This window comes from Flavobacterium terrigena (assembly GCF_900108955.1).
GTDB classification, from domain to species: domain Bacteria; phylum Bacteroidota; class Bacteroidia; order Flavobacteriales; family Flavobacteriaceae; genus Flavobacterium; species Flavobacterium terrigena.
The window spans coordinates 51,060-71,590 of sequence record NZ_FNYA01000001.1 but is presented as its reverse complement, the minus strand read 5'-3'; the positions used below and the strand labels follow the sequence as shown (position 1 = coordinate 71,590).

General features: G+C 30.0%; 24 protein-coding genes and 3 tRNA genes. 7 read left to right on the top strand and 20 right to left on the bottom strand.

Annotation, left to right across the window (positions count from 1 at the left end; translation table 11 throughout):
• Positions 1–75: 75 nt before the first annotated feature.
• Positions 76–1,254, bottom strand: coding sequence for an acetyl-CoA C-acyltransferase (locus tag BMX42_RS00395; protein ID WP_091306663.1), 1,179 nt, complete (start codon positions 1,252–1,254; stop codon positions 76–78).
• Between the two features lie 255 nt (positions 1,255–1,509).
• Here BMX42_RS00395 and BMX42_RS00390 point away from each other — a divergent pair.
• The 3 genes from BMX42_RS00390 (at position 1,510) to BMX42_RS00380 (ending at position 1,784) form a co-directional block, all read left to right on the top strand.
• Positions 1,510–1,593 (top strand) — tRNA-Ser (locus BMX42_RS00390).
• Between the two features lie 7 nt (positions 1,594–1,600).
• A tRNA-Pro gene (locus tag BMX42_RS00385) sits at positions 1,601–1,675 on the top strand.
• A 35-nt stretch (positions 1,676–1,710) separates the two neighbouring features.
• Positions 1,711–1,784: transfer RNA gene (locus tag BMX42_RS00380), tRNA-Arg, on the top strand.
• Between the two features lie 360 nt (positions 1,785–2,144).
• On the opposite strand, the gene BMX42_RS00370 is transcribed toward BMX42_RS00380, so the two are convergent.
• The 13 genes from BMX42_RS00370 to BMX42_RS00310 all read right to left on the bottom strand — a co-directional run bounded on the left by BMX42_RS00370 (position 2,145) and on the right by BMX42_RS00310 (position 10,391).
• Positions 2,145–2,534, bottom strand: coding sequence for a nuclear transport factor 2 family protein (locus BMX42_RS00370; protein ID WP_091306657.1), 390 nt, complete (start codon positions 2,532–2,534; stop codon positions 2,145–2,147).
• Between the two features lie 65 nt (positions 2,535–2,599).
• On the bottom strand, positions 2,600–3,490 hold the full coding sequence (locus BMX42_RS00365) for an MBL fold metallo-hydrolase (protein ID WP_091306653.1): 891 nt from the start codon (positions 3,488–3,490) through the stop codon (positions 2,600–2,602).
• Positions 3,491–3,576: 86 nt separating this feature from the next.
• Entirely contained in the window at positions 3,577–4,158 is a 582-nt protein-coding gene (locus BMX42_RS00360; protein WP_091306649.1) for a Crp/Fnr family transcriptional regulator, read from the bottom strand.
• Positions 4,159–4,308: 150 nt separating this feature from the next.
• On the bottom strand, positions 4,309–4,863 hold the full coding sequence (locus BMX42_RS00355) for a glycosyl-4,4'-diaponeurosporenoate acyltransferase CrtO family protein (RefSeq protein WP_091306646.1): 555 nt from the start codon (positions 4,861–4,863) through the stop codon (positions 4,309–4,311).
• 24 nt (positions 4,864–4,887) lie between these two features.
• A complete protein-coding gene (locus tag BMX42_RS00350; protein WP_177169085.1) occupies positions 4,888–5,364 on the bottom strand; it encodes an SHOCT domain-containing protein in 477 nt (158 codons plus the stop codon).
• Between the two features lie 42 nt (positions 5,365–5,406).
• On the bottom strand, positions 5,407–5,853 hold the full coding sequence (locus BMX42_RS00345) for a GNAT family N-acetyltransferase (protein ID WP_091306641.1): 447 nt from the start codon (positions 5,851–5,853) through the stop codon (positions 5,407–5,409).
• Positions 5,854–5,859: 6 nt separating this feature from the next.
• Positions 5,860–6,495 carry a hypothetical protein gene (locus tag BMX42_RS00340; RefSeq protein ID WP_091306638.1) on the bottom strand — a complete coding sequence of 212 codons (636 nt, stop codon included), beginning with the start codon at positions 6,493–6,495 and terminating at the stop codon, positions 5,860–5,862.
• A 51-nt stretch (positions 6,496–6,546) separates the two neighbouring features.
• Positions 6,547–7,128, bottom strand: a complete 582-nt coding sequence (locus tag BMX42_RS00335) for a hypothetical protein (protein WP_091306634.1) — start codon at positions 7,126–7,128, stop codon at positions 6,547–6,549.
• A 24-nt stretch (positions 7,129–7,152) separates the two neighbouring features.
• A complete protein-coding gene (locus tag BMX42_RS00330; RefSeq protein ID WP_091306629.1) occupies positions 7,153–7,560 on the bottom strand; it encodes a VOC family protein in 408 nt (135 codons plus the stop codon).
• 112 nt (positions 7,561–7,672) lie between these two features.
• Positions 7,673–7,897, bottom strand: a complete 225-nt coding sequence (locus BMX42_RS00325; RefSeq protein ID WP_143055571.1) for a hypothetical protein — start codon at positions 7,895–7,897, stop codon at positions 7,673–7,675.
• Positions 7,898–8,065: 168 nt separating this feature from the next.
• The gene (locus BMX42_RS00320; protein WP_091306620.1) at positions 8,066–8,473 is read right to left on the bottom strand and encodes an SHOCT domain-containing protein; all 408 of its coding nucleotides are present in this window, start codon (positions 8,471–8,473) and stop codon (positions 8,066–8,068) included.
• A gap of 106 nt (positions 8,474–8,579) precedes the next feature.
• Positions 8,580–9,443 (bottom strand): KPN_02809 family neutral zinc metallopeptidase, encoded by an 864-nt coding sequence (gene ypfJ / locus BMX42_RS00315; protein ID WP_091306617.1) that lies wholly within the window; start codon positions 9,441–9,443, stop codon positions 8,580–8,582.
• Positions 9,444–9,611: 168 nt separating this feature from the next.
• The gene (locus BMX42_RS00310) at positions 9,612–10,391 is read right to left on the bottom strand and encodes a hypothetical protein (RefSeq protein WP_143055570.1); all 780 of its coding nucleotides are present in this window, start codon (positions 10,389–10,391) and stop codon (positions 9,612–9,614) included.
• A gap of 177 nt (positions 10,392–10,568) precedes the next feature.
• Between BMX42_RS00310 and BMX42_RS00305 the strand changes: the two genes are divergently transcribed.
• Positions 10,569–10,811, top strand: a complete 243-nt coding sequence (locus tag BMX42_RS00305) for a hypothetical protein (RefSeq protein WP_177169083.1) — start codon at positions 10,569–10,571, stop codon at positions 10,809–10,811.
• A gap of 107 nt (positions 10,812–10,918) precedes the next feature.
• Here BMX42_RS00305 and BMX42_RS00300 read toward each other — a convergent pair whose 3' ends face one another.
• Positions 10,919–13,372 carry a TonB-dependent receptor gene (locus BMX42_RS00300; protein ID WP_091306610.1) on the bottom strand — a complete coding sequence of 818 codons (2,454 nt, stop codon included), beginning with the start codon at positions 13,370–13,372 and terminating at the stop codon, positions 10,919–10,921.
• Positions 13,373–13,561: 189 nt separating this feature from the next.
• Between BMX42_RS00300 and BMX42_RS00295 the strand changes: the two genes are divergently transcribed.
• Complete coding sequence (locus tag BMX42_RS00295) at positions 13,562–14,269, top strand: YoaK family protein (RefSeq protein WP_091306607.1); 708 nt, start codon at positions 13,562–13,564, stop codon at positions 14,267–14,269.
• On the opposite strand, the gene arsC is transcribed toward BMX42_RS00295, so the two are convergent.
• Positions 14,270–14,611 carry an arsenate reductase (glutaredoxin) gene (gene arsC, locus BMX42_RS00290; RefSeq protein WP_091306605.1) on the bottom strand — a complete coding sequence of 114 codons (342 nt, stop codon included), beginning with the start codon at positions 14,609–14,611 and terminating at the stop codon, positions 14,270–14,272.
• Between the two features lie 58 nt (positions 14,612–14,669).
• Between arsC and BMX42_RS00285 the strand changes: the two genes are divergently transcribed.
• Positions 14,670–15,593, top strand: coding sequence for a CPBP family intramembrane glutamic endopeptidase (locus tag BMX42_RS00285; RefSeq protein WP_091306602.1), 924 nt, complete (start codon positions 14,670–14,672; stop codon positions 15,591–15,593).
• Positions 15,593–16,624, top strand: coding sequence for an AMP-binding protein (locus BMX42_RS00280; protein ID WP_091306600.1), 1,032 nt, complete (start codon positions 15,593–15,595; stop codon positions 16,622–16,624). Before BMX42_RS00285 ends, BMX42_RS00280 begins: the two co-directional genes overlap by 1 nt.
• A gap of 177 nt (positions 16,625–16,801) precedes the next feature.
• On the opposite strand, the gene BMX42_RS00275 is transcribed toward BMX42_RS00280, so the two are convergent.
• The 4 genes from BMX42_RS00275 to BMX42_RS00260 form a co-directional block, all read right to left on the bottom strand.
• Positions 16,802–17,227 (bottom strand): DoxX family protein, encoded by a 426-nt coding sequence (locus BMX42_RS00275; protein ID WP_091306598.1) that lies wholly within the window; start codon positions 17,225–17,227, stop codon positions 16,802–16,804.
• Between the two features lie 110 nt (positions 17,228–17,337).
• Entirely contained in the window at positions 17,338–18,963 is a 1,626-nt protein-coding gene (locus tag BMX42_RS00270) for a M1 family metallopeptidase (protein ID WP_091306595.1), read from the bottom strand.
• Between the two features lie 170 nt (positions 18,964–19,133).
• Positions 19,134–19,853: a DUF3307 domain-containing protein gene (locus tag BMX42_RS00265; protein ID WP_218141430.1), complete on the bottom strand. Its 720-nt coding sequence runs from the start codon at positions 19,851–19,853 to the stop codon at positions 19,134–19,136.
• Between the two features lie 2 nt (positions 19,854–19,855).
• The gene (locus BMX42_RS00260) at positions 19,856–20,455 is read right to left on the bottom strand and encodes a hypothetical protein (RefSeq protein WP_091306589.1); all 600 of its coding nucleotides are present in this window, start codon (positions 20,453–20,455) and stop codon (positions 19,856–19,858) included.
• Positions 20,456–20,531: the final 76 nt, after the last annotated feature.

Below are 20,531 nucleotides of genomic sequence, written 5' to 3'. Positions count from 1 at the left end.
AATTATAAATTTTGAATTATAAATTATAAGTTAAAAATATAAATTAATAACTCATAATTTTAAATTCATAATTATTTACGCTCTTTCAATAACAATTGCAGAAGCACCACCACCACCATTACAGATAGCTGCAGCACCAAGTTTTGCATTGTTTTGTTGTAAAACATTAATTAAAGTTACGATAATTCTAGCACCTGAGCAACCAAGAGGATGTCCTAATGAAACGGCACCACCATTAACGTTTACTTTATCGTTATCTAAACCTAAGATTTTCGCATTGGCTAAACCAACTACTGAAAATGCTTCGTTAAATTCGAAGAAGTCAACATCAGCAACTGATAAACCAGCTTTGTCTAATGCTTTTGGTAATGCTTTTGCAGGAGCAGTAGTAAACCATTTTGGTTCTTGAGCTGCATCTGCGTATGATTTGATATAAGCTAAAGGTTTTAAACCTAATTCGTTTGCTTTTTCTTCGCTCATTAATACTAATGCCGCAGCACCATCATTAATAGTTGAAGCGTTTGCCGCGGTTACAGTACCTTCTTTTGTAAAAACTGCTGCAAGAGTAGGGATACGGTCTAATTTTACATTTGTGTACTCTTCGTCCTTAGAAACGATAATTGGATCACCTTTTCTTTGTGGTACTTCAACAGGAACAATTTCTGCATCAAATTTACCTGCGTCCCAAGCATTTGCTGAACGCGTGTAAGATTGAATTGCGAAATTATCTTGTTCTTCACGAGTAATTTTATATTCTGTAGCGCATAAATCGGCAGAAACTCCCATAGCGTTACCATCGTAAGCATCTGTAAGTCCGTCTTTTTGCATTCCGTCTACGAAAGTAGTTGGACCGAATTTTACTCCATTTCTTAAATGTGCATAATGAGGGATTAAACTCATGTTTTCCATTCCACCAGCAACAACAATTTCAGCATCTCCAGCCATAATAGCTTGAGCACCTTGCATTACTGCTTTCATTCCTGAAGCACATACTTTATTAATAGTAGTACAAACTACATCATTTGATAAACCTGCAAACAAAGCTGCCTGACGAGCTGGAGCTTGACCGTTTCCAGCCTGAACTACATTACCCATTAACACTTCGTCAACTAGAGAAGGGTTTAAATTTATTTTATTTAAAGCGCCTTTGATAGCTGCTGCTCCTAATTTAGTTGCTGGTACACTTGATAATGCGCCCATAAAACTACCAATTGGAGTTCTAACAGCTGATACGATAACTACTTTTTTGCTCATTGTGATTTGTTTTATTTTTTGCGAAAGTAACTAAATTTTACCAAATTTTAAAGTAATTGTTTCTTTTTTAACGTGTGGAATATGCAATTAAAATCTAAAATTAAGGAATTGTAAAATTTATTAATTAGTGTATAATGTTGATATTTAGTAAGTTTGTTTTTTATTTAAAAATAATGCTATTTTTTTATTGGAATTAAAATAATGTTGTCATATATTTGCAACCGCAAAAAAGGATAGTTCTTTGCAGAATTAATAGGAGAGGTGCCAGAGTGGTAATGGAGCAGATTGCTAATCTGTCGTCGGGTAACTGACGCCTGGGTTCGAATCCCTGTCTCTCCGCTTTTTTCGGGGTGTAGCGTAGCCCGGTTATCGCGCCTGCTTTGGGAGCAGGAGGCCGCAGGTTCGAATCCTGCCACCCCGACAACATTTGGTTGTCAACTGAATAAAATTTTTTAAGGTTGCGTAGCTCAGCTGGATAGAGCAACTCACTTCTAATGAGTAGGTCCCAGGTTCGAATCCTGGCGCGATCACAAAGAGTCTCGATAGTTTTATCGGGACTTTTTTGTTTTCTATACTTTTGAAGTGGGAAGCTGGAAGTTTGAAGTGTTTTGTGTGAGATGCTTTCAGCATGACAAACTAATCGGAGAAATCTAGTTGCAATAGCAAGAATTCTAAATGTAACAAGAAGAAATCAAATCGTAATAGCAAGAATTCTAAATGTAACAAGAAGAAATCTAATCGCAATAGCAAGAATTCTAAATGTAATAGGAAGAAATTTACTTGTAATTGATAGTTTTCTTTTCGCAATAGCAAGAATTCTAAATGGAGTAGGGAGATATCTAATCGCAATAAGGAGTTTTCTTTCCGCAGTAGCGGTGTTTTGGTGATTTTTATTTAATGGCATTATTTACAGGTTGACTATCTACAAACTGTTCAAAACTTATAATTTTGCCATTTTTCAATTTCCATATATGTGCTACTCTGGCTTCAAATGATTTGCTTGTTTTTTTGTAAATTCCAGTATAAGTGCCATAAGCAACCACTTTATCATCACTGGAAATATAATCTTCCGGAGTAAATTTATAATCAATCCATTCGCTTCCTAATCTGCTAAAAACATTTTTGGTTATGTTTTCTAAACCAATATAAGTTCCTGCATACGGAAAACCTTTGGCTTCTGTCCAAGAAATATCTTCAGCTACATATTTAGCCAAATTTTCACCGTTTTCTTCCGAAGTTTTTCCTTCGTAAGTACTTTTTATTATTTCAAGATTTGTCATTGTATTTTTATTTAAAGAACAGCCTGACAATACAAAAAGTAGTGTCAGGCTGTACAGGATTGATTTTACCATTTCATTTCTCCAGTATTTACTTTTGCACCAATTTGTAATGCTGTTTCAAAAGTAAGTGTTGGATATTTTGTTTTCAAAGCAGTAATTAAAGCTTCTGATGTTTTATTGATTTTCAAAGCTTCTTCATAGAATTGAATGTAGCTTTTGGTATGGTTTACCGCAGCAATATCAAATGGAGAATTTGAATTGGCGTGAGCTGGAATAACGATTTCAGGTTTTAAAGCAGTAATTTTATCTAAAACTGAAATCCAATTTTTTCGAGCTTCTGTAGTTTGTGCATCTGCCATCCAAAGATGAAAAGTTGTTCCGAAAATATTGATTCCGCCAACAACTGCTTTGATTGAAGGTATCCATACAAAAGTTTTATTTGGGAATTCTTCTAAACCAATGATTTCTAATTTCTGACCTTCCAAATCAATACTATTTCCTTTTAAAACTTGAGGTAAAATTACATTTGACGTAATGTTTTTACCTAATCTTTCGCCCCAAACTTCTAATTTCTTCTGAGCCGTAGCTTTAATATGTTCTACTGTTGCAGGAGAAGCGTAAGCGGTAACTTCAGGGAAATATTTTTTAAATACTTCTATTCCGAAGTAAAAATCAGGATCGCCATGAGATATAAAAATAGTGGTTAGTTTTTTGCCACTGGTCTTAATTTGCTGTGCTACTTTTTCGGCATCAGCCAAAGTAAATTGTGCGTCAATCAAAACGGCATCTGTTTTTCCTGATACAAGTACTGATGCTACACCAAAACTGTTTTCTGATGCGTTGTAAACTTGAAGTTTTAAATCTTTTGTTTCAATTGTTTTGAAAGTTTGTGCTTGTGATTCCATGTTGAATAAAATTAAGATTGTTAAAAATACTTTTGAAATACTGTTTTTCATATTTGAAAATTTTCTTATTAATGATACAAAGGTGCGATCATTTGGTATTCAAAAACATTGAACAAGTTCAATAAATGAAATTCAACTTATTTTTTAGTGTAAATTTTTTTTCTGATTTTGCTTAAAAATTCATGGCTAATACCAAGATAAGCTGCAATTTGGAGATTGGTAAGTCGTTGGTAAAGTTGTGGATATTTTTCGATAAATTCTGCGTAGCGTTGGTCGGCAGTTTTACTCAAGTTATCAATCATTCTGCGTTGTAAAGCGATATGCGTTTTTTGGGTCATTACCCTAAATAGTTTTTCTATTTTTGAGATATTTGTATAGGCAAACTCTTTGTCTTGTTTGGAAATCAACAGAACTTCACTGTCTTCTAATGCTTCTATGTATAGATGTGACGGTTTTTCGTTGGTGAAACTGTCCATATCTGTAATCCACCAATTTTCCATGGCGAAATAAAGCACTTGTTCAAATCCATTATTGTCGATATGATAAACTCGAAAAAGTCCTTTGATTACAATACCTTCAAATTTGCAAATTTCTCCTTCACGTAACAAAAAGCTTTTCTTCTTGATTATTTTGCTTTGAAACAAACTACAAAAGTCTGTTAATTCTTTGTCAGAAAGAGAGATATGTTTGGTAATGTTTTGTTTTAAAAAATCTATCATATTGTAGGGCATTAAATCGACACTAACGTTCCTCTCCACTTTATGGTGGTAATGTAAATTTATGATAAAAGATTACAAGCGCAAGAAAAAACATTGTAAAATAGGGGAGCAGTTGTAGTTTTCTCCTGTTGTAGCGTGTTTTTTTTCTGCTTAAGAAATTCTTCTTTCTTCTCTGTATTTACTTAAAATGATGGCTCTTTGTAATCTTGGTCTGTTGTAGCGTTGTAATAAAACGGGATAAACATTTAGTAGAATATTTAAAATTACTAATGATAGAGACTCTTTAATTCCGAAAGTAATCGCCACATAAATAGTGAAGGCTAAAACTATGAAAAAGATAATGAGATGACCTAATTCTGATTGTTTGGTACGGTATTCTAAATGAACTAAAGCAGCTAAATTCTTTTCAACTGGATTGGCTTTTTTATTCAGTTTTTCCCAACCTACAATAACCAATAATTTTCTAAACAAATTGACACCAAAAGCTTCGTAGATTTTTCCTTTCTTTTCCCAGGTTTTTTCTAAATAATACTCCGATTTCAATTCCGATTTTAGGGTTTCGGTGAAAAAGAAAACACACATCATTAGCACAAAATTCAGCATCCAAGCAAATAGAAATCCTTGTAATCCCACTTTGTAAACGAGTCCGTAAACTAAGAAAACAGTAACAATTATGGTAAGAGAAAGTAAGATGTATTTGCGCATTTTTTGATGGTTAAAAAGTTGGTTTTATTTTTCTAATGCTAAAATTTTTTTCTTTTCTATTTCAAATTCTTCTTTTGTCAAGACACCTGAATCAAATAATTCTTTAGCTTTTTTTAGTTTATCATATTTATCTAATTCATTTGTAGAATTATTTGGTTTATTGTAAGGGTTTATAATTTCACCTTTTGCTAAAGCTTCGTCAATGTTTGCGTAAAAATCTGAACTAAAAATACGAAAGTGAAATCGAGTAATTCCATCCATGTTTTCTATTTTATTGACAACGACTTTTTTGTTAATTAGATTATTGTTAGTTATTTCTCTTCCTTTCTTTGTAAAAACTGCTTTCCAATGACCTACTGAAAGTGAAATTCCCATTGGTTGCCCAATTTGTATAGTGTCTCCAACTTTAAATATCAAACCTTGAGTGGTTTTATATTCAGTTTGAGCATAACAAATTGAAGTTATAAATAATATTAAAAATGTTATTCTGAAATTTTTCATAGCCATGGTTCAAAAATTGTTTTAATTTTTTAAAAATATATGTTAACGTTTACTCGAAATACTTTCCCATTGACTCTTTGACATTTCAAACTTCACTTCATTTCCGTGCATTCCGTTTTTTGTCCAGCCTGATTTGGTGTAAAATTTTTCTGCTCTGGTATTTGGAGCAGTTCCTAACCAAACCTGTTCTTTTCCTGTAGAGAAATACCAATTTAGCATCATATTATGGAGTTGGGTGCCAATGCCTTTGCCTTCAAATTCGGGATCTAAAAATAATGCCCAGATGTTATCCTCTTTTAAATCTGCAATTGCAAAACCTACAATTTGATTGTTACTTTCGCAAACCCAGCCTTTTCCGCGTTCGAACATAAATTCTTCACAGTCTTTATCTGTTATTAAATCTGGATTGGATAAGGTGTTTTCTTTTACAGAATTTCTAACTATTTGTATTTGTTTTATGTCTTCTATTTTTGCTTCTCTAAATGTCATTTTGTTTTATTCTTTTTGAGTTCCTTTCCAATAAAACTCTTTTCCACATTCTTCTGAAATTATTTTGGTTATTTGTTTGCTTGTTTCTTTTAATAATTTGTTTTTTTTCTTTTCAGAATACGAAATTAATATATCTGTACCTTCAAATTGATGGATTTTTATTGTTTTTTTATTTAATAATTCGATATGCATGTGAATTAAGTATAATTGTCTTTTACGTGTGCTTCCTTCATTATAGTTTGTAACTGTGATATCTTTGGCACCTAAGTGAAATTGTTTGATTTCGGTAAAATTAAATTTAAGTTTTCTAAATTGGTTTGTTTTTACGATTAACTGTTTTTCGGATTTGTTTATGAAAAATACGTTTTTTGTAGGTTTGATAAACGTTTCAATTGAAACAATCAGAAAATACAATGCAAAAAGTAATATGCAAATTGAAAAGAAATATCCAATGATTACATTTGAATCTATTTTTTCAGGTAATAAAAAACTAAATAATTTAAAATCAAAGTACAGAATTGGCAATGAAATTAAAAAGTAAACAATGATATAAAAGAAATCTTTTCGACTTCTTTTGTAGTCGATTTTTACATTTCCATTTGCGAAATTTTCAATAGAATAACTTCCAATATTATTTTTCATTTGATTGATTAATAGTTTTTAAATGTTTCGAGAGATTGCCGTGAAAAAACTTTATTCTGCCACCTCTGTCCATTTTTCAGTGTGACTGTCTTTGAATCTCACCAGGAAAAATTCTTTAAAATCCTTAGTTTTATAATCTATATCATATATTAAAATATCATCATTTGGCATTTCAGGATAGGAATTAAATGATTTTGCAGTGGCTTGTATTAAGTAAAAATTATCTGCTAATTTCTGTTTAACGAATGCAAAACTCCACAAATCTGACATATAGGAAAATTTAGATTTTTCAGGAACATAACTATTCAGTTTTTTTAAGAAATTTTCATCTTTTGGAATGGTTTGGATTTCTTTTATTTTATCTTTTTCAAAAAGATATGTTTTATGTAAAGAGTACTGACCATTTAAAGTGTACCAAGAAATTATTTCACCAGGAACATCTTCACTAAGTTGTGGTTTTTCTCTTAGATTTATCATTGTATTTTGAAAATCTAAGAGTGTTTTTTCGGTATAATTTATATGTTTAAATCTAGCTTTTAATTGCTGTAAAGTATAGGTTTTAGACGTTTGTTGCGCAAATAAATTGCAAAATAAACTGATACAAAACAAAAATATAAAAGTGATTTTTTTCATGATGATTTAATTTTTTGTTTTTAGTTATTCCGTTGGAAATTTAGACATATCCATATAGAAAATCTCCCAAGTGTGTCCGTCAAAATCTTCAATAGTTCGTTGTTGCATGAAACCATAATCTTTCATTTCGCTAGGTTCAATTCCGCCAGCTTTAAGGCCATTTGCCATCATATTATTGACTTCATCAAGACTATCTAATGACAAAGAAAATAGGCCTGCTACACTTGATTTTGTATCGGCTATGGGTTTAGTTGCGAATGATGAGAATTTTTCATGAGATAAAAGCATTACAAATATGTTTTCGCTCCAAACCATACATTTTCCAGAATCGTCTGAAAATTGTGGATTGTTTGTAAAACCTAATGCTGTGTAAAAATCCATAGATTTTTGCAGATTAGTTACGGCTAAATTGATAAAAATTTGTTTTCCCATTTTTTAAATATTTAGTTGTGAATGTTGCTATGTTTTTGTTAGTAGGGTATTGTGGACACAGATTACTTCGTCAATTCGCTTGCGCTTGTGTGCAAATCCGCGCTATCGGATTTTAGGAATTTTCTTTTTTCTGGAAATTACCAATTTTAAAAAACATATTCAAAATTCCCAATATTAATCCAGTTCCAATTGCTGTTACAAAAGATCTCAATAATAATTTTGTTAAAGCTTCGCTATTTGAAAAATCAACATCAAATAATCCGTAAACTAAAATTCCTGCAAAAAGTCCAGCAGTAATTGATAAAAATGTCATTTTGAAGTAAAAAAATCTGTTCATAGTTTTTTTGGTTTTGTTTATATATATTCTCATCTGGCGAAATTTGACCGCTAACGTTACGCTGCTTGACGTAAAAGTGGTGTTTTGTAATTTTTGAGAGCACGGATTACTATGTCAGTTCGCTTTGCTCGTGTATAAATCCGCGCTATTGCGTTATTAGTATTAATTTTATTCTATTAGTTTTCTTTTTATAGCTCCAAATTCTTCTTCAGTTAAAATACCTTTTTGTTTGAGCTCAAATAATCTTTCCAAATCTCCAATAGCATTATCTTGTTCTTCACCGTTTTCTAAAATATATTTAAATGTTGTCAGTTCAGCCTCTAATTGTCTTTGTTTTTTAGTTTTCGTAATCAATAAAATTAAACCTATTACAAAAAGAATTATTCCAAAAGCAGCCGCAAATAGAAGCGCTATTTCCTGTGAATCAATTTGAGTTTTATTTGAATAATCTAATTCAGATTTTATTTGAGAATATAGCATTTTTCTTTCACAAACTAATTCAGTTGTAGCTATACTTGATACTATAATTGTTACTAAGCCTATTAATTGTAAAATGGTTCCAAAAAATTTTTTCACAGATATTGTTTTTTAAATGTTAATCCTTATGTTTATAATAATTTATAGCGCATATTCATTGGTTTTGAGATGAATATGCGCTATTTGTATAACTTTAATCATATTATTATAATTCTTCTGCGAACGTATTGTGTTGTTTGAAATCGCCAGTTTGGAAACCTCGAGTAAACCATTTTTTACGTTGTGCGGAAGTTCCGTGTGTAAATTTTTCTGGTTGTACGTGACCTTGCATTTTAGTTTGAATGGCATCATCACCAACAGCGTGAGCGGCATCAATAGCTTCTTCTAAATCGCCCACTTCAATTCGGTCTTGGTTGTATTTTGCCCATAAACCGGCATAGAAATCGGCTTGTAATTCTTGACAAACAGATAACTTATTAGCGTCTTCTTCGCTTAAACTTTGTTGTTTTTTTCGTACTTGTGCAGAAGTTCCTAAAACCGTTTGTACGTGATGACCTACTTCGTGTGCAATTACATAAGCAATAGCAAAATCGCCACCTTTCGCTCCAAAACGTGTTTTTAGTTCTTCAAAAAAGTCCAAATCCATATACACTTTGTTGTCGCCAGGGCAATAAAATGGACCAGAAGCCGAAGTGGCACTTCCACAAGCTGTTTCCACTCCGCCAGTGAATAAAACCATTTCTGGTTTTTGGTATTCTCCTAAATTTTCTTCTTGAAATATTTTTGTCCAAGTATCTTCAGTCATGGCGAAAACAGCATTGGCAAAATCGCCAATTTCTTTTTGCTCGGGTGTTAGTTCTTTTGCACCTTCAACAGTTGTTTCTTGTTGGGCAGGTTGCATTTGATTGATTACGTTTCCAATTTGTTGTCCTTGTTCGCCACCAAATGTTATCAATAAAAAAGCAATAATTCCAATAATTCCACCACCGCCTAAAACGGCTTTGCCAGTTCCGCTCATGCCACGTCTGTCGTCAACGTTATCACTTTTTCTATAATCTCTCCATTTCATAATGTAAGTATTTATTGTTTATTAATGGTCATTATGGTATCGCTTTTCATTGGGTGTTTGTTTACACAAACTATTATTTTTAGCGATTTCATATTATGTAAATTTTATTGTTTATAAAAAGTCTTCGACTATTCTCAGACTGACACTTAATAATAGAATTTTTAGTTTTTATTCTTGGCCAAAATCATCTGAATGCTTGTTTTCATTTGGAGTTTCAATTGGAATAATATGACTATATAAAGTATAATTCATAGCATAAATATAACCAATTGTGAAAAATATACCAATGCATAAAGCGAAAATTCCTAGCATTGCAATGATGATACCAAATACTAAACATAAAATTATAGTAAATGGATGTTTCATTGCTAGTTTAGAACTGTTTGACATAGCTTGCAAAGCAGTTTGGTTTTCGAAAATGATTAGAGGGATAGATAGAATGAATAAAAACGAAATGAATGCTTGTATAATTGTTGCGCCAATTGGTATATTTAAGTAAATTAACCCTAAACCTAAAATATCTGAATATAAAGCAGTAAGGAAACCACAAATAAATAAATTCATTAAGTAAGGACTTTTGAAATAATCGAATAAATTATTTAATCCGAATTCTTTATCTTGTTTTGCTAAATGGTTAATTTTATAGAAACCAGCTGTAATTATGGCTGTTAATCCTGCCATTGGAATTCCAACTGCAGCGTTAATTAGCATATAATCCATGTTTTCACCTAAAGTTGGACTTATTTTTACGAATTCATCCAACGAAGAAATGTCTAAAGATTTGAAAATAACAATGAAGGTAATTGGGACTATAAAAAGACACCACAAAAACACACAAACTCCTGAAATCCATACGGTTTTTTTGAAAATTGAAAAGCTTTCATCTATTATTCTACCAATATCAGGTGGGTTGTTTTGATTCAATTTGGTTTCGAAATTTGACATCATAAATTTAAGAATATGTTAATTTCAAATTTAGTTTTTTATAATTAAATAGCAAATGGAAATGGTAATTATATTTTTTGTGATGAATATTTCCTGTCCTCGATACATTTCCATTCATGCTTCATTGAAACACTCGAACTGACGAAATATTTAAATGACTAAATAAATTTGACTAAAAAAATGATATTATTTGTTAAAAATAAATTTATGATTTATCTTTGGACAGAATTCACAAATAAAATTCCGGAAAACATGTTTGAATTTCAACAGTATTTAGGCTTTATACTTTTCTTAACCATTTTAACTATAGGTTTTTGGTTAATGTTTTTTTTAGTAGGATTTGTTCAATATTGGATTGGCGGATCTTTAATAGAAATGTACAAAGAAAAGAAAGCAAAAAAATTAGCTGAACAAGGAAAGTAATTTCCTTAGGTTAATAAAAAATCCCGATTCGTTTGAATCGGGATTTTTTTATTTTTGGCCTCAACCAGTCCTCTCCAAAGGAGAGGGAGTTGGTAAAGGATTATTTTTTAGAATTCACCACCATTTTCTTGATCTTGAGATTTTGGTTGTTTTTCTTTATCATTTTTTTGTTTGTTAAAACGATACGTAAACGATACAGTAATTTGTCTTTTTCTCCATTGAAATTCTGATTCTGAATCAATTTGTCCTGGATTATAAGTATATGATCTTCTAACTCTTGAATTGAAAACATCATTTACATTTAAAGCAATTGTAGCTTTATCTTTAAATACATCTTTACTAAATCCTAAATTCATACCAAACATTCCTTTAACTCCACCTTGAGCATTTTTTTGTGCTCCGCTATAAGTAGCGTTTGTTTGCCAATCAATTTTTAATGGTAACGAAATTTTTGAATTTATACGAGCGAACCAACTAGAAGCTGTATTGTCAAAGTTTTGTGTTTTTTGAATTAAATTATCAAATTCATCATAGTACGAATAATGGAAATCACCTACAGTTTGTACTCTAAATAAATTGAAGTTACTGTTAAGTTTCCACCATTTATAAGGTGAGTAGTTTAAAGTAAATTCGAAACCTGTTCTGTTTTCTTCACCAATATTAACAAAACTAGAAACAGTAATTGGCACAAAATCAGGATTTAAACCTTGTACATAACGCACCATTTGGGTAGAATTTTTTGTGTAATTATAATAAGCTGAAGTGCTTAATGTAATTTTACCTAATTTAGTTAAAAAACCTAAATCAACTGCATCTGTTAGTGTTGGATTTAAATCAGGATTTCCTCTAAATATATTGATATTACTTGAATATGTACTAAAAGGATTTAATTGTCTTCCTCTTGGTCTGTTAATTCTTTTACTATAATTTAATGATAAATTAGTATCATCAGTTAATTCATAGGTAAAGAAGGCACTAGGGAAGAAGTTATTGTATTTTTTATTTTTATATACTGCACTTGTGATCTGATCAATATCTATATCTGAATCTTCAAAACGTAAACCATAAAGCATACTTAATTTGTTGAATTTCATACCAAATTGAGTATATAAAGCATTTACTTTTTCTGTGTATTCTAAAACATTAGTAAAATCATCGTTTACTACGCCATTATTTAATACAGCATAATCAGTACTCATATTTACAAAATTTCCTCGGTATCCAGCTTCAAATTGATATTTATCGCCAATAGGTAAAACATAATCAGCTTGAATTAAATTTCTATTTTGCTTTTGATTGTTTTTAGTTAAGTCTATGCTTGAAGCACTTGATGTAGAATTGTCAAAAATTATAGAATTATTATAGTTTTTACTGTCAGAGAAAGAGCCATCAATTGTTAATTTGTGTCCAGTTTTACTGAAGTTTTTAACCAAATTAGTATTATATTCTATGTTTTCATCCTTTTGATCTTCGCGGTTTAAACGATTTCTGTAAAATGTAAAATTTCTGTTACTATCAAAGTTGTTGAAATTTACATTTTCTTCGTTATCACCTGAATTCTTTCTGAAATTTACACTATTTGTCCAAGTTGTAGATTTATCTAAATACCAATCGAATCCAAATCCACCATTGTAACTTTTATTGATTCTAGAGTTTTCTCTGTCTTCGTCAATGTAGCTTTTAGTAGTATTATCGTCGTTTAAATATCTTGTATTTACTTTAGAATATCCAGGATTGCTTCTGTAAGTGTATCCTTGAGTTGTAAATAAATTGAATTGATTTGTTTTATAATTTAATGTCCCACTAAGACCATTATTTGCAGGAGTTCCTGCTGTAGCCATTACTGTTCCATTGAATCCATTCGTTTTTCCTTTTTTCAAAATAATATTTAAAATTCCGGCACCACCTTCTGCATCGTAACGCGCTGAAGGATTAGTGATAACTTCAACTTTATCTACTGCATCAGCTGGTAACATTTTTAAAGCATCATTAACGCTTATAGCATTGGAAGGTTTTCCGTCAATTAAAACCTTTACGTTTTCATTTCCTCTTAAACTAATAGCACCTTCTGCATCTACAGTAACACTTGGGATATTTCCTAAAACATCACTTACTGTTCCGCCTTTTACCATTAAATCTTGGCCAACATTATAAACTTTTTTGTCCATTTTAATATCAACTGTTGTTTTTTCACTACGAATAACAACTGTTTCAATTTGGTTCGATTCAGTTTCTAATAAGATATTACCTAAATTGGTATCAGCAGAAATATTTTGATTTAGTTTTTCTTGAGTTTTATAGCCTGGAAATTCAAATTTGATATCATAATTTCCAGAATTAATTTCGATATTGAAATTTCCATTAGCATCTGCAGATCCACCAGTTACAACTTGTTTAGTGTCTGATTTTGAAAAGGTAATTACTGAAAATTCAACAGGTAATGAAGTTTCTTTGTCGATTATTTTACCAGTAACATTTACTTTTTTGAAAGAAACTTGAGAAAAAGCACTTGCGCTAACAAGTAATACTGCGAAAAATAAGAATGATTTTTTTAATAACATAGTGTATAACATTTTACAGTACAAATGTAGTGCTAGGGAAATCAAATAATTATTAAAACTATGTTAAATGATTTTATTAAACTTTGTTAGTGTGTTTTTAATTTTGAATAAAATCAATTAAATTTTGCAAAAGAAATGCTATCTTTAGTAATAATAGGAAAAATATAAAATATTTAAATTTTAAAATAAATGTTTAGACATAAAGGTAAAACAAGAAATTTAAAGCATAATATCGGAATTGCTTCTTTATTGTCTTTTGTTGCGGGTATTGTTAATGTTGTTGGTTTTTTGGCCGTTCAAAAACTTACCACAAATGTTACTGGACATTTTGCATTTATGGTTGAAGAAGCATTTTCGCTCAATTTTAGTCAATCATTTTTTTATTTTATTTATATTTTTTTCTTTTTATTTGGTGCTTTTTTTTCCAACTTTATAATTGAAATTACGCAAAAAGTTACGGATAAGAATATATTTATAATTCCAGTATTAATTGAAGCGCTTCTCTTAATGAGCGTTGCTTTATTGAATTATAATTTTATCCTTAACAATCCAAATTTAATAGCTTGTTCTATGTTATTTGCGATGGGTTTGCAGAATTCACTAGTGACAACTATTTCTAATTCAGTTGTCAGAACTACGCATTTAACAGGTTTGTTTACTGATTTAGGAATTGAAATATCTCAGCTTTTCTTTTATAAATCAGATGAACAAAGAACAAAACTTTTTTCATCAATAAAGTTAAGATTAACGATTATCACAACATTTTTTATTGGTGGTATTATGGCTGGATTATTTTTCTCAACATACAAAATGAAAACATTGCTAATTGCTTCAATAATACTTATTGTTGGTTTATTCGTTGATTATATTAATGTGAAATTATATAAAGTAAAATAATTACAAAATTTCATTAATCAATTCCGTTGGTCTTGCAATTACAGCTTTGTTGCCATTAATTACAATTGGTCTTTCGATTAATTTCGGAAATTGAATCATCGCTTCAATAATTTCTTTATCAGATAAAGTTTTACCTTTAAAGTTTTCTGTCCAATCTTTTTCTTTAACTCTAACCAATTCAATCGGTTTGATATTTAGTTTTTTTATGATTGTTTCTAATTCGTTAAAAGTAGGAACGTTGTCTAAATAATTGATGACTTCAAATGGTTGATTTATATTTTCTAAAAAGCAAAGTCCTTCTCTCGATTTTGAACAACGGTTGTTGTGATAAATGGTTATCATAAATATTTTTTTTGCAAAGGTAATAATTGTATTTTAGTGGACTTTAAAAAAACATAAAATGTATATAGAGCAATTACAAAAATTCAAGATTAATTTGTGGACATATTTAGTTATTCCTGGTCTTTTTTTAGGTTTAATGATTTATAATTATATTTCTACTGAAGGCGTTGACACAGTAGCTATGATGAAAGACATGACCAAATTAATTGGCGTAAATGGAACTTTCGTAGCTTTGGTTAGTCCGCTTGCATTAATGTTATTAATCGTTTTGTTTTATAATAAATTCATTCAAAATAATACGATTAGAATTTTAACTACTTCACGATCAAAAATCGATTGGAAACGCGTTTTTTTCTCTTTCGGACTTTGGAGTTTGTTCACAATTGTTACTACAGTTGTGAGTTATTACGCAGCTCCAGAAGATTTTGTTGTTAATTTTAAACCTGAAAAATTTACCGTTTTTGTAATTTTAGCAATATTATTTGTTCCTTTACAAACTAGTTTTGAAGAATACTTGTTTCGCGCTCATATGTTGCAAGGTTTAGGATTGGCTACAAAAACAAGATGGATTCCACTTGTAGTTACTTCATTTTTATTCGGAATTATGCATATTGCCAATCCGGAAGTAGACAAATTAGGAATGGTAATTATGTTTTATTATATTGGAACAGGTTTATTTTTAGGGATTTTGACTTTAATGGATGAAGGTTTAGAATTAGCTTTAGGTTTTCACGCGGCAAATAATTTAGTTGGCGCTTTGCTAGTCACTTCAGATTGGTCGGCTTTTCAAACACATTCGATTTTAAAAGATGTTTCAGAACCAAGTGCAAATTTTCAAATATTCATTCCAATTTTGGTAATTTTCCCAATTCTACTCTACATTTTCGCGATAAAATACAAATGGAGCAATTGGAAAGAAAAACTTTTCGGAACTATAAAACCAATTGAAGTTAAAGAATTTGAATCAATTGAAAGAGACTAATGAATCAATTTATTCATCCCGATTTTAAATTAAACGGAAAGAGTTTTTCTTACATCGAACTTTTATCGGAAGCTTTATATTTAAAAGAAAACGGACAATTATTCGAAAAACGTATTGGAAAATTTCTTTTAGAATGGCTCAATAACGAATCGTTTGTTTTTGTTCAGACTTCTGGTTCTACAGGAAAACCCAAACAAATTGTGTTGCAAAAAAACGCGATGATTGCTTCGGCGAAAGCCACAGGTTCATTCTTTAATTTACAACCAAAAAGTACCGCTTTATTATGTTTGTCAGCAGATTATATTGCTGGAAAAATGATGTTAATTCGTGCAATAACTTTAGGATTACATTTAGATACAACGGAACCGATTAGCAATCCGTTAGCAAATAAAAAGTACAATTTTGTAGCGATGGTTCCAATGCAAGTGGCAAATTCTTTAGAGCAATTGCATTTGGTTGAAACGCTACTAATTGGTGGAACAAAAGTCAGTTATCAATTAGCGGAAAGTATTTTGAAAACGAATTGTAAAGCTTTTGAATCGTATGGAATGACGGAAACGATTTCACACATTGCTATTAAGCAAATAGGAGCGAAGCAGTTCACTGTTTTACCAAATGTGAATATTTCTGTAGATGAAAGAAATTGTTTGGTTATCGAAGCCTTAGAGCTATCGCCAGATAAAATTATTACAAATGATATTGTAGAAATTTTAAATGAAACCCAATTTATTTTAAAAGGACGAATTGATAATGTTATTAATTCTGGTGGTGTGAAAATTTTCCCAGAGGAAATAGAAGAAAAGTTAGCTAAATATATTTCAATACCCTTTTTTATAGCAAGTTTTCCTGATGAGAAATTTGGAGAAAAAGTAATTTTAGTTGTTGAAGGCAATCCATTTGAAATTGATACTATCTTATTTTCGGATTTATCAAAATATCAAATTCCGAAAGAAATTGTATTTATTGATAAATTCATAGAAACGGAAACCAATAAAATCAACAGAAAGAAAACCCTTGAGAAAAGGGCATAAAAAAAGTGTCACACTAATAAAAAATCTTGTTTTGTAATTAAATTCTTCTTTTGCAGATTTTTTTCCAGTATGACACTAAATAAATACTTTATAACTAATTAATAGTTTAAGTTGTTTCGAAAAGAGAAGTAAATTTATTAATTATTTATTAATTACACAAACTTTTCGTTAATTTTTTTAATGTTCCATTTTGAAATTGTAATCTAATGAATGTTTTCCACTACCATAGAAGGAGAAAAAGACACATAATAATAGGGCAATGCTGGCTTGTATAAAATTTGCAAGATTAAATTCTCCAAAGAAATTAATTAGCACGGCGCATAAAACAATTGGCAATTGAAACCAAATTGACCATCTGGTAAAGAAGCCAAGAACAATCATAAATCCACCAATCATATGTGCCATAGCTACATAATGAATAATCATCATTTCGCCTCCATAACCTCTAACAGAACTTAAAATTTCGCTTAAATAATGTTTGTTGGTAATAAATGTTACGCCTTTAATAAATAAAAACACACCTAATGCAATTCTTAACAAATCTAATGGATAAGACGTGTGCGCGTTTGCCCATTTGTTCAATTGTTTAATACTAGTAGCCATAGATAATAGATTTAAAATTATAATCTAAGTTACTAAAAATTAATTAATTATGAATTATTTTTTTGAAATTTTTATTTTTCTCACTTCGTTAAAAAGGACATTACTATATTTTACTTCTTTTCAATTTTAATAAAAAACTGTTTGGTTTTTACTTCAATATTTTCCAATTCAATTTTTTTATCAATTTTCATTTCTTGTTTTGAAGTAGTGGGATGTAAACGGATTGTTTTTTCATTTACCACTATATCTACCGGCATTTTAAAAGTATCCTTCACATTTTCCCAATTGTAACTTAATTTACCTCCAGATTTTGATAAAACTAATTTTGGAATTTTTGTAGTTGTTAAATACTGCTCAAAAACGGGAGTTAAATCCATGTTACTCTCTTTGTTGAAGAAATCAATTACGGTTTTGGTATCAATAATTTGTTTTTTATACGTTTCAGAATAATCGTATAATAATTTCCACCATTTTTCATCGTCATTTATAATATGGCGAATGGTATTAAGTAGGAGAGCACCTTTGGCATACATATCACCGCTACCTTCTTTGTTTACACCAAATTGTGCAATAATTGGTCGATCATTTCGAACATTAAACTTGCTTCCATTTATGTATCTTATCGCTTCATCATAACCTTTTACGCATTCAATAAAAACAGTTTCAGTGTAAGTTGTAAATCCTTCGTGAATCCACATATCGGCAATATCTTTACTTGTGATACTGTTTCCGAACCATTCGTGACCTGTTTCATGAATCGTAATATAATCGAAAAACATTCCAGCACCTGTTCCAGATAAATCATTACCTAAGTATCCTTTTTTATACTTATTGCCGTAAGCCACAGCACTTTGATGCTCCATACCTAAATAAGGCGTTTCAACTAATTTATAGCCATCTTCGTGGAAAGGATATTTTCCAAATTTCGATTGGAAGCAATTCATCATAGGTTTTACATCATTATCAAAATGTTTACGCGCAGTTTCTTCATTATAACGCAACACATAATAATCTAAATCTAAACCTTCATGATTGTCGTGAATGTGAACATAATCAGCAATATTCACTGTAATATCATAATTGTTGATTGGATTTTTTACTTCCCAATCCCAACGTGTGTAACCATCTTTTAAATCAGTAGAGCCTAAAAATCTCCCGTTAGAAACATTCATTAATCCGTTTGGCACAGCCACTTTCATACTTGCGCCATTATCTGGTTCATCTGTTTGAGAATCTTTACATGGATACCATAAACTCGCTCCAGTTCCTTGTACAGCTACACCAATCCATGGATTTTCTTTTTTGTCTTTTGTGAAAACAAATCCTCCATCCCAAGGTGCGTTTTTAGCAATTACTGGGTTTCCAGAATAATTGAAAGTTATGGTTTGAGTTGTTCCTTTTTTTAATTCTTCTGGAAAATCTATAAAAACAGCGTTAAATTCTCTTTTGTAAGTTAACTTTTTATTCTTCCAAATGATAGATTCAATTTTCATGTTTTCAAACAAATCCACTTGAATTTTTGACGTGTTATCATCTACTTTAAAGATGATTTCATTGAATCCAACAATTGATTTTTCAGTTGGATTAATTTTGATATCTAAGTTATATCGCATTACATCATAACACGTGCGTTCTTCACGTAAACCGCCTTGTAAAGAATCTTTACGAGAAAAATTTTGCGCTTCAATTTGATTGAAACCCAAAAGTGAAATGGAGAATAAAAGTATTTTTTTCATTTTAAAAATATTTAAAGTATAAATCTCGTAAAAATAATTTCCAAATTAAAATTATAATTAAAAGAAAAAGAGAAAATGCTCTCGGATGTGAAAGCCATTCATATTTGCTTGGTTTGTTTTCTGTTTCCATAAAAAAAATCTACTAATTAGTAGTAGATTTTTGTTTTTTGTTACGAGTTTAAAGTTTGTTTTAAAATCAGACCAATTACTATTGCTAGGATAAAGCTAAGTAAAGTTCCTAATAGTATGTATTCGGTTAGTTTTTTGTCTTTCGCATTGGTTAAATCGCCAAATCTGAAAATTGATTTTGCAGCTAACAAATAGCCAATTCCTTCATAAAAATTTATATTTATAAATAAGACTATAAATATTCTCTCTATAATTCCAATATATAATCCCGCATTTTTTAAAGATTCTTTGCTGTCAAAATTCATATCGTTTTCCCAACGCTGAAAAAAAACTTTAATTATTATTGGTGTTACAGAGACAATTAAAATTGTTGTAGTTATTATTAATAATATTTTTTCTGATACCAAATCTTGAAATTTAAATTCAAAAGGGAAATAATAGTTACAAACTAAAATTATGGTTAAAACATGAAGAAATTGATCAATTAAAAACAATTTAAATTCCGATAAAACTTCTTTATTACATACATAAATTTTGACAACATCAATCGCATAATGCAGTAGTATTATGACTACTATTCCTGGAAAATATTTTTGGAGTTCCGTTATAAAAAACAATAATGACAAAACAAAATGAACTAACATATGATAGTACAAATACTTAGAGGCGATGCCTTTTTTATTTCGTTTTTTTATCCATTTATTCGGTTGGAAAGTAAAATCCCCTAAAAAATGCACAATTAGTAATTTTAGTATAAACAATATCATATGTTTTGTAGTTTTTGGTTGGCTAATTTTACATATTCCATAATTTCATAATAGGATGCCGCTTTTAATTCTCTACTAATGTGACTTTGGGGTTTTTTTAAAATTTCCGCAATTTCTGTTTGGTTTAGTTTTGGATTTTCTAACAAACAAGATATAGTTTCACACATATTACTTGTCCATTTTTCTGTTAATGCACGAACTAATTGTAATTCAGTTTGCAGTTGATTAGTAGTGTTTGTTTTAGGGGTTTTTATGCCTAATTTCTTTTTTCCTAAATCTTCAAAAGATTCACCAGAATTTACAAATGCACTACCGTTTGATGTAGTAATACTTTCTCCTTGATATTCTTTTTCTCCAATTCCAATACTAATACGGACATCAATTTTCGGAACTTGCTTTATAGATGCAATTATTGATAATGTTGCAATTAATGCGTTTTCGATATTGGTTTCTAATTGAAAACTATCTCCTCTATAAATATCCCAAAATTTTGGTTTTTCCCCAAATTTAGACAAAGATTTTTCTAAGATAGGTAACCAAATTTCGGCTGCTATTTTTTTAGAACGGATTATATCGCCAGTTAATATTGCTATCATAATTCATTTTTTTTGTATTACAAATATATCAAAAAAATGGTATAATTTATAATTATATCAAAAAAATGGTATAATT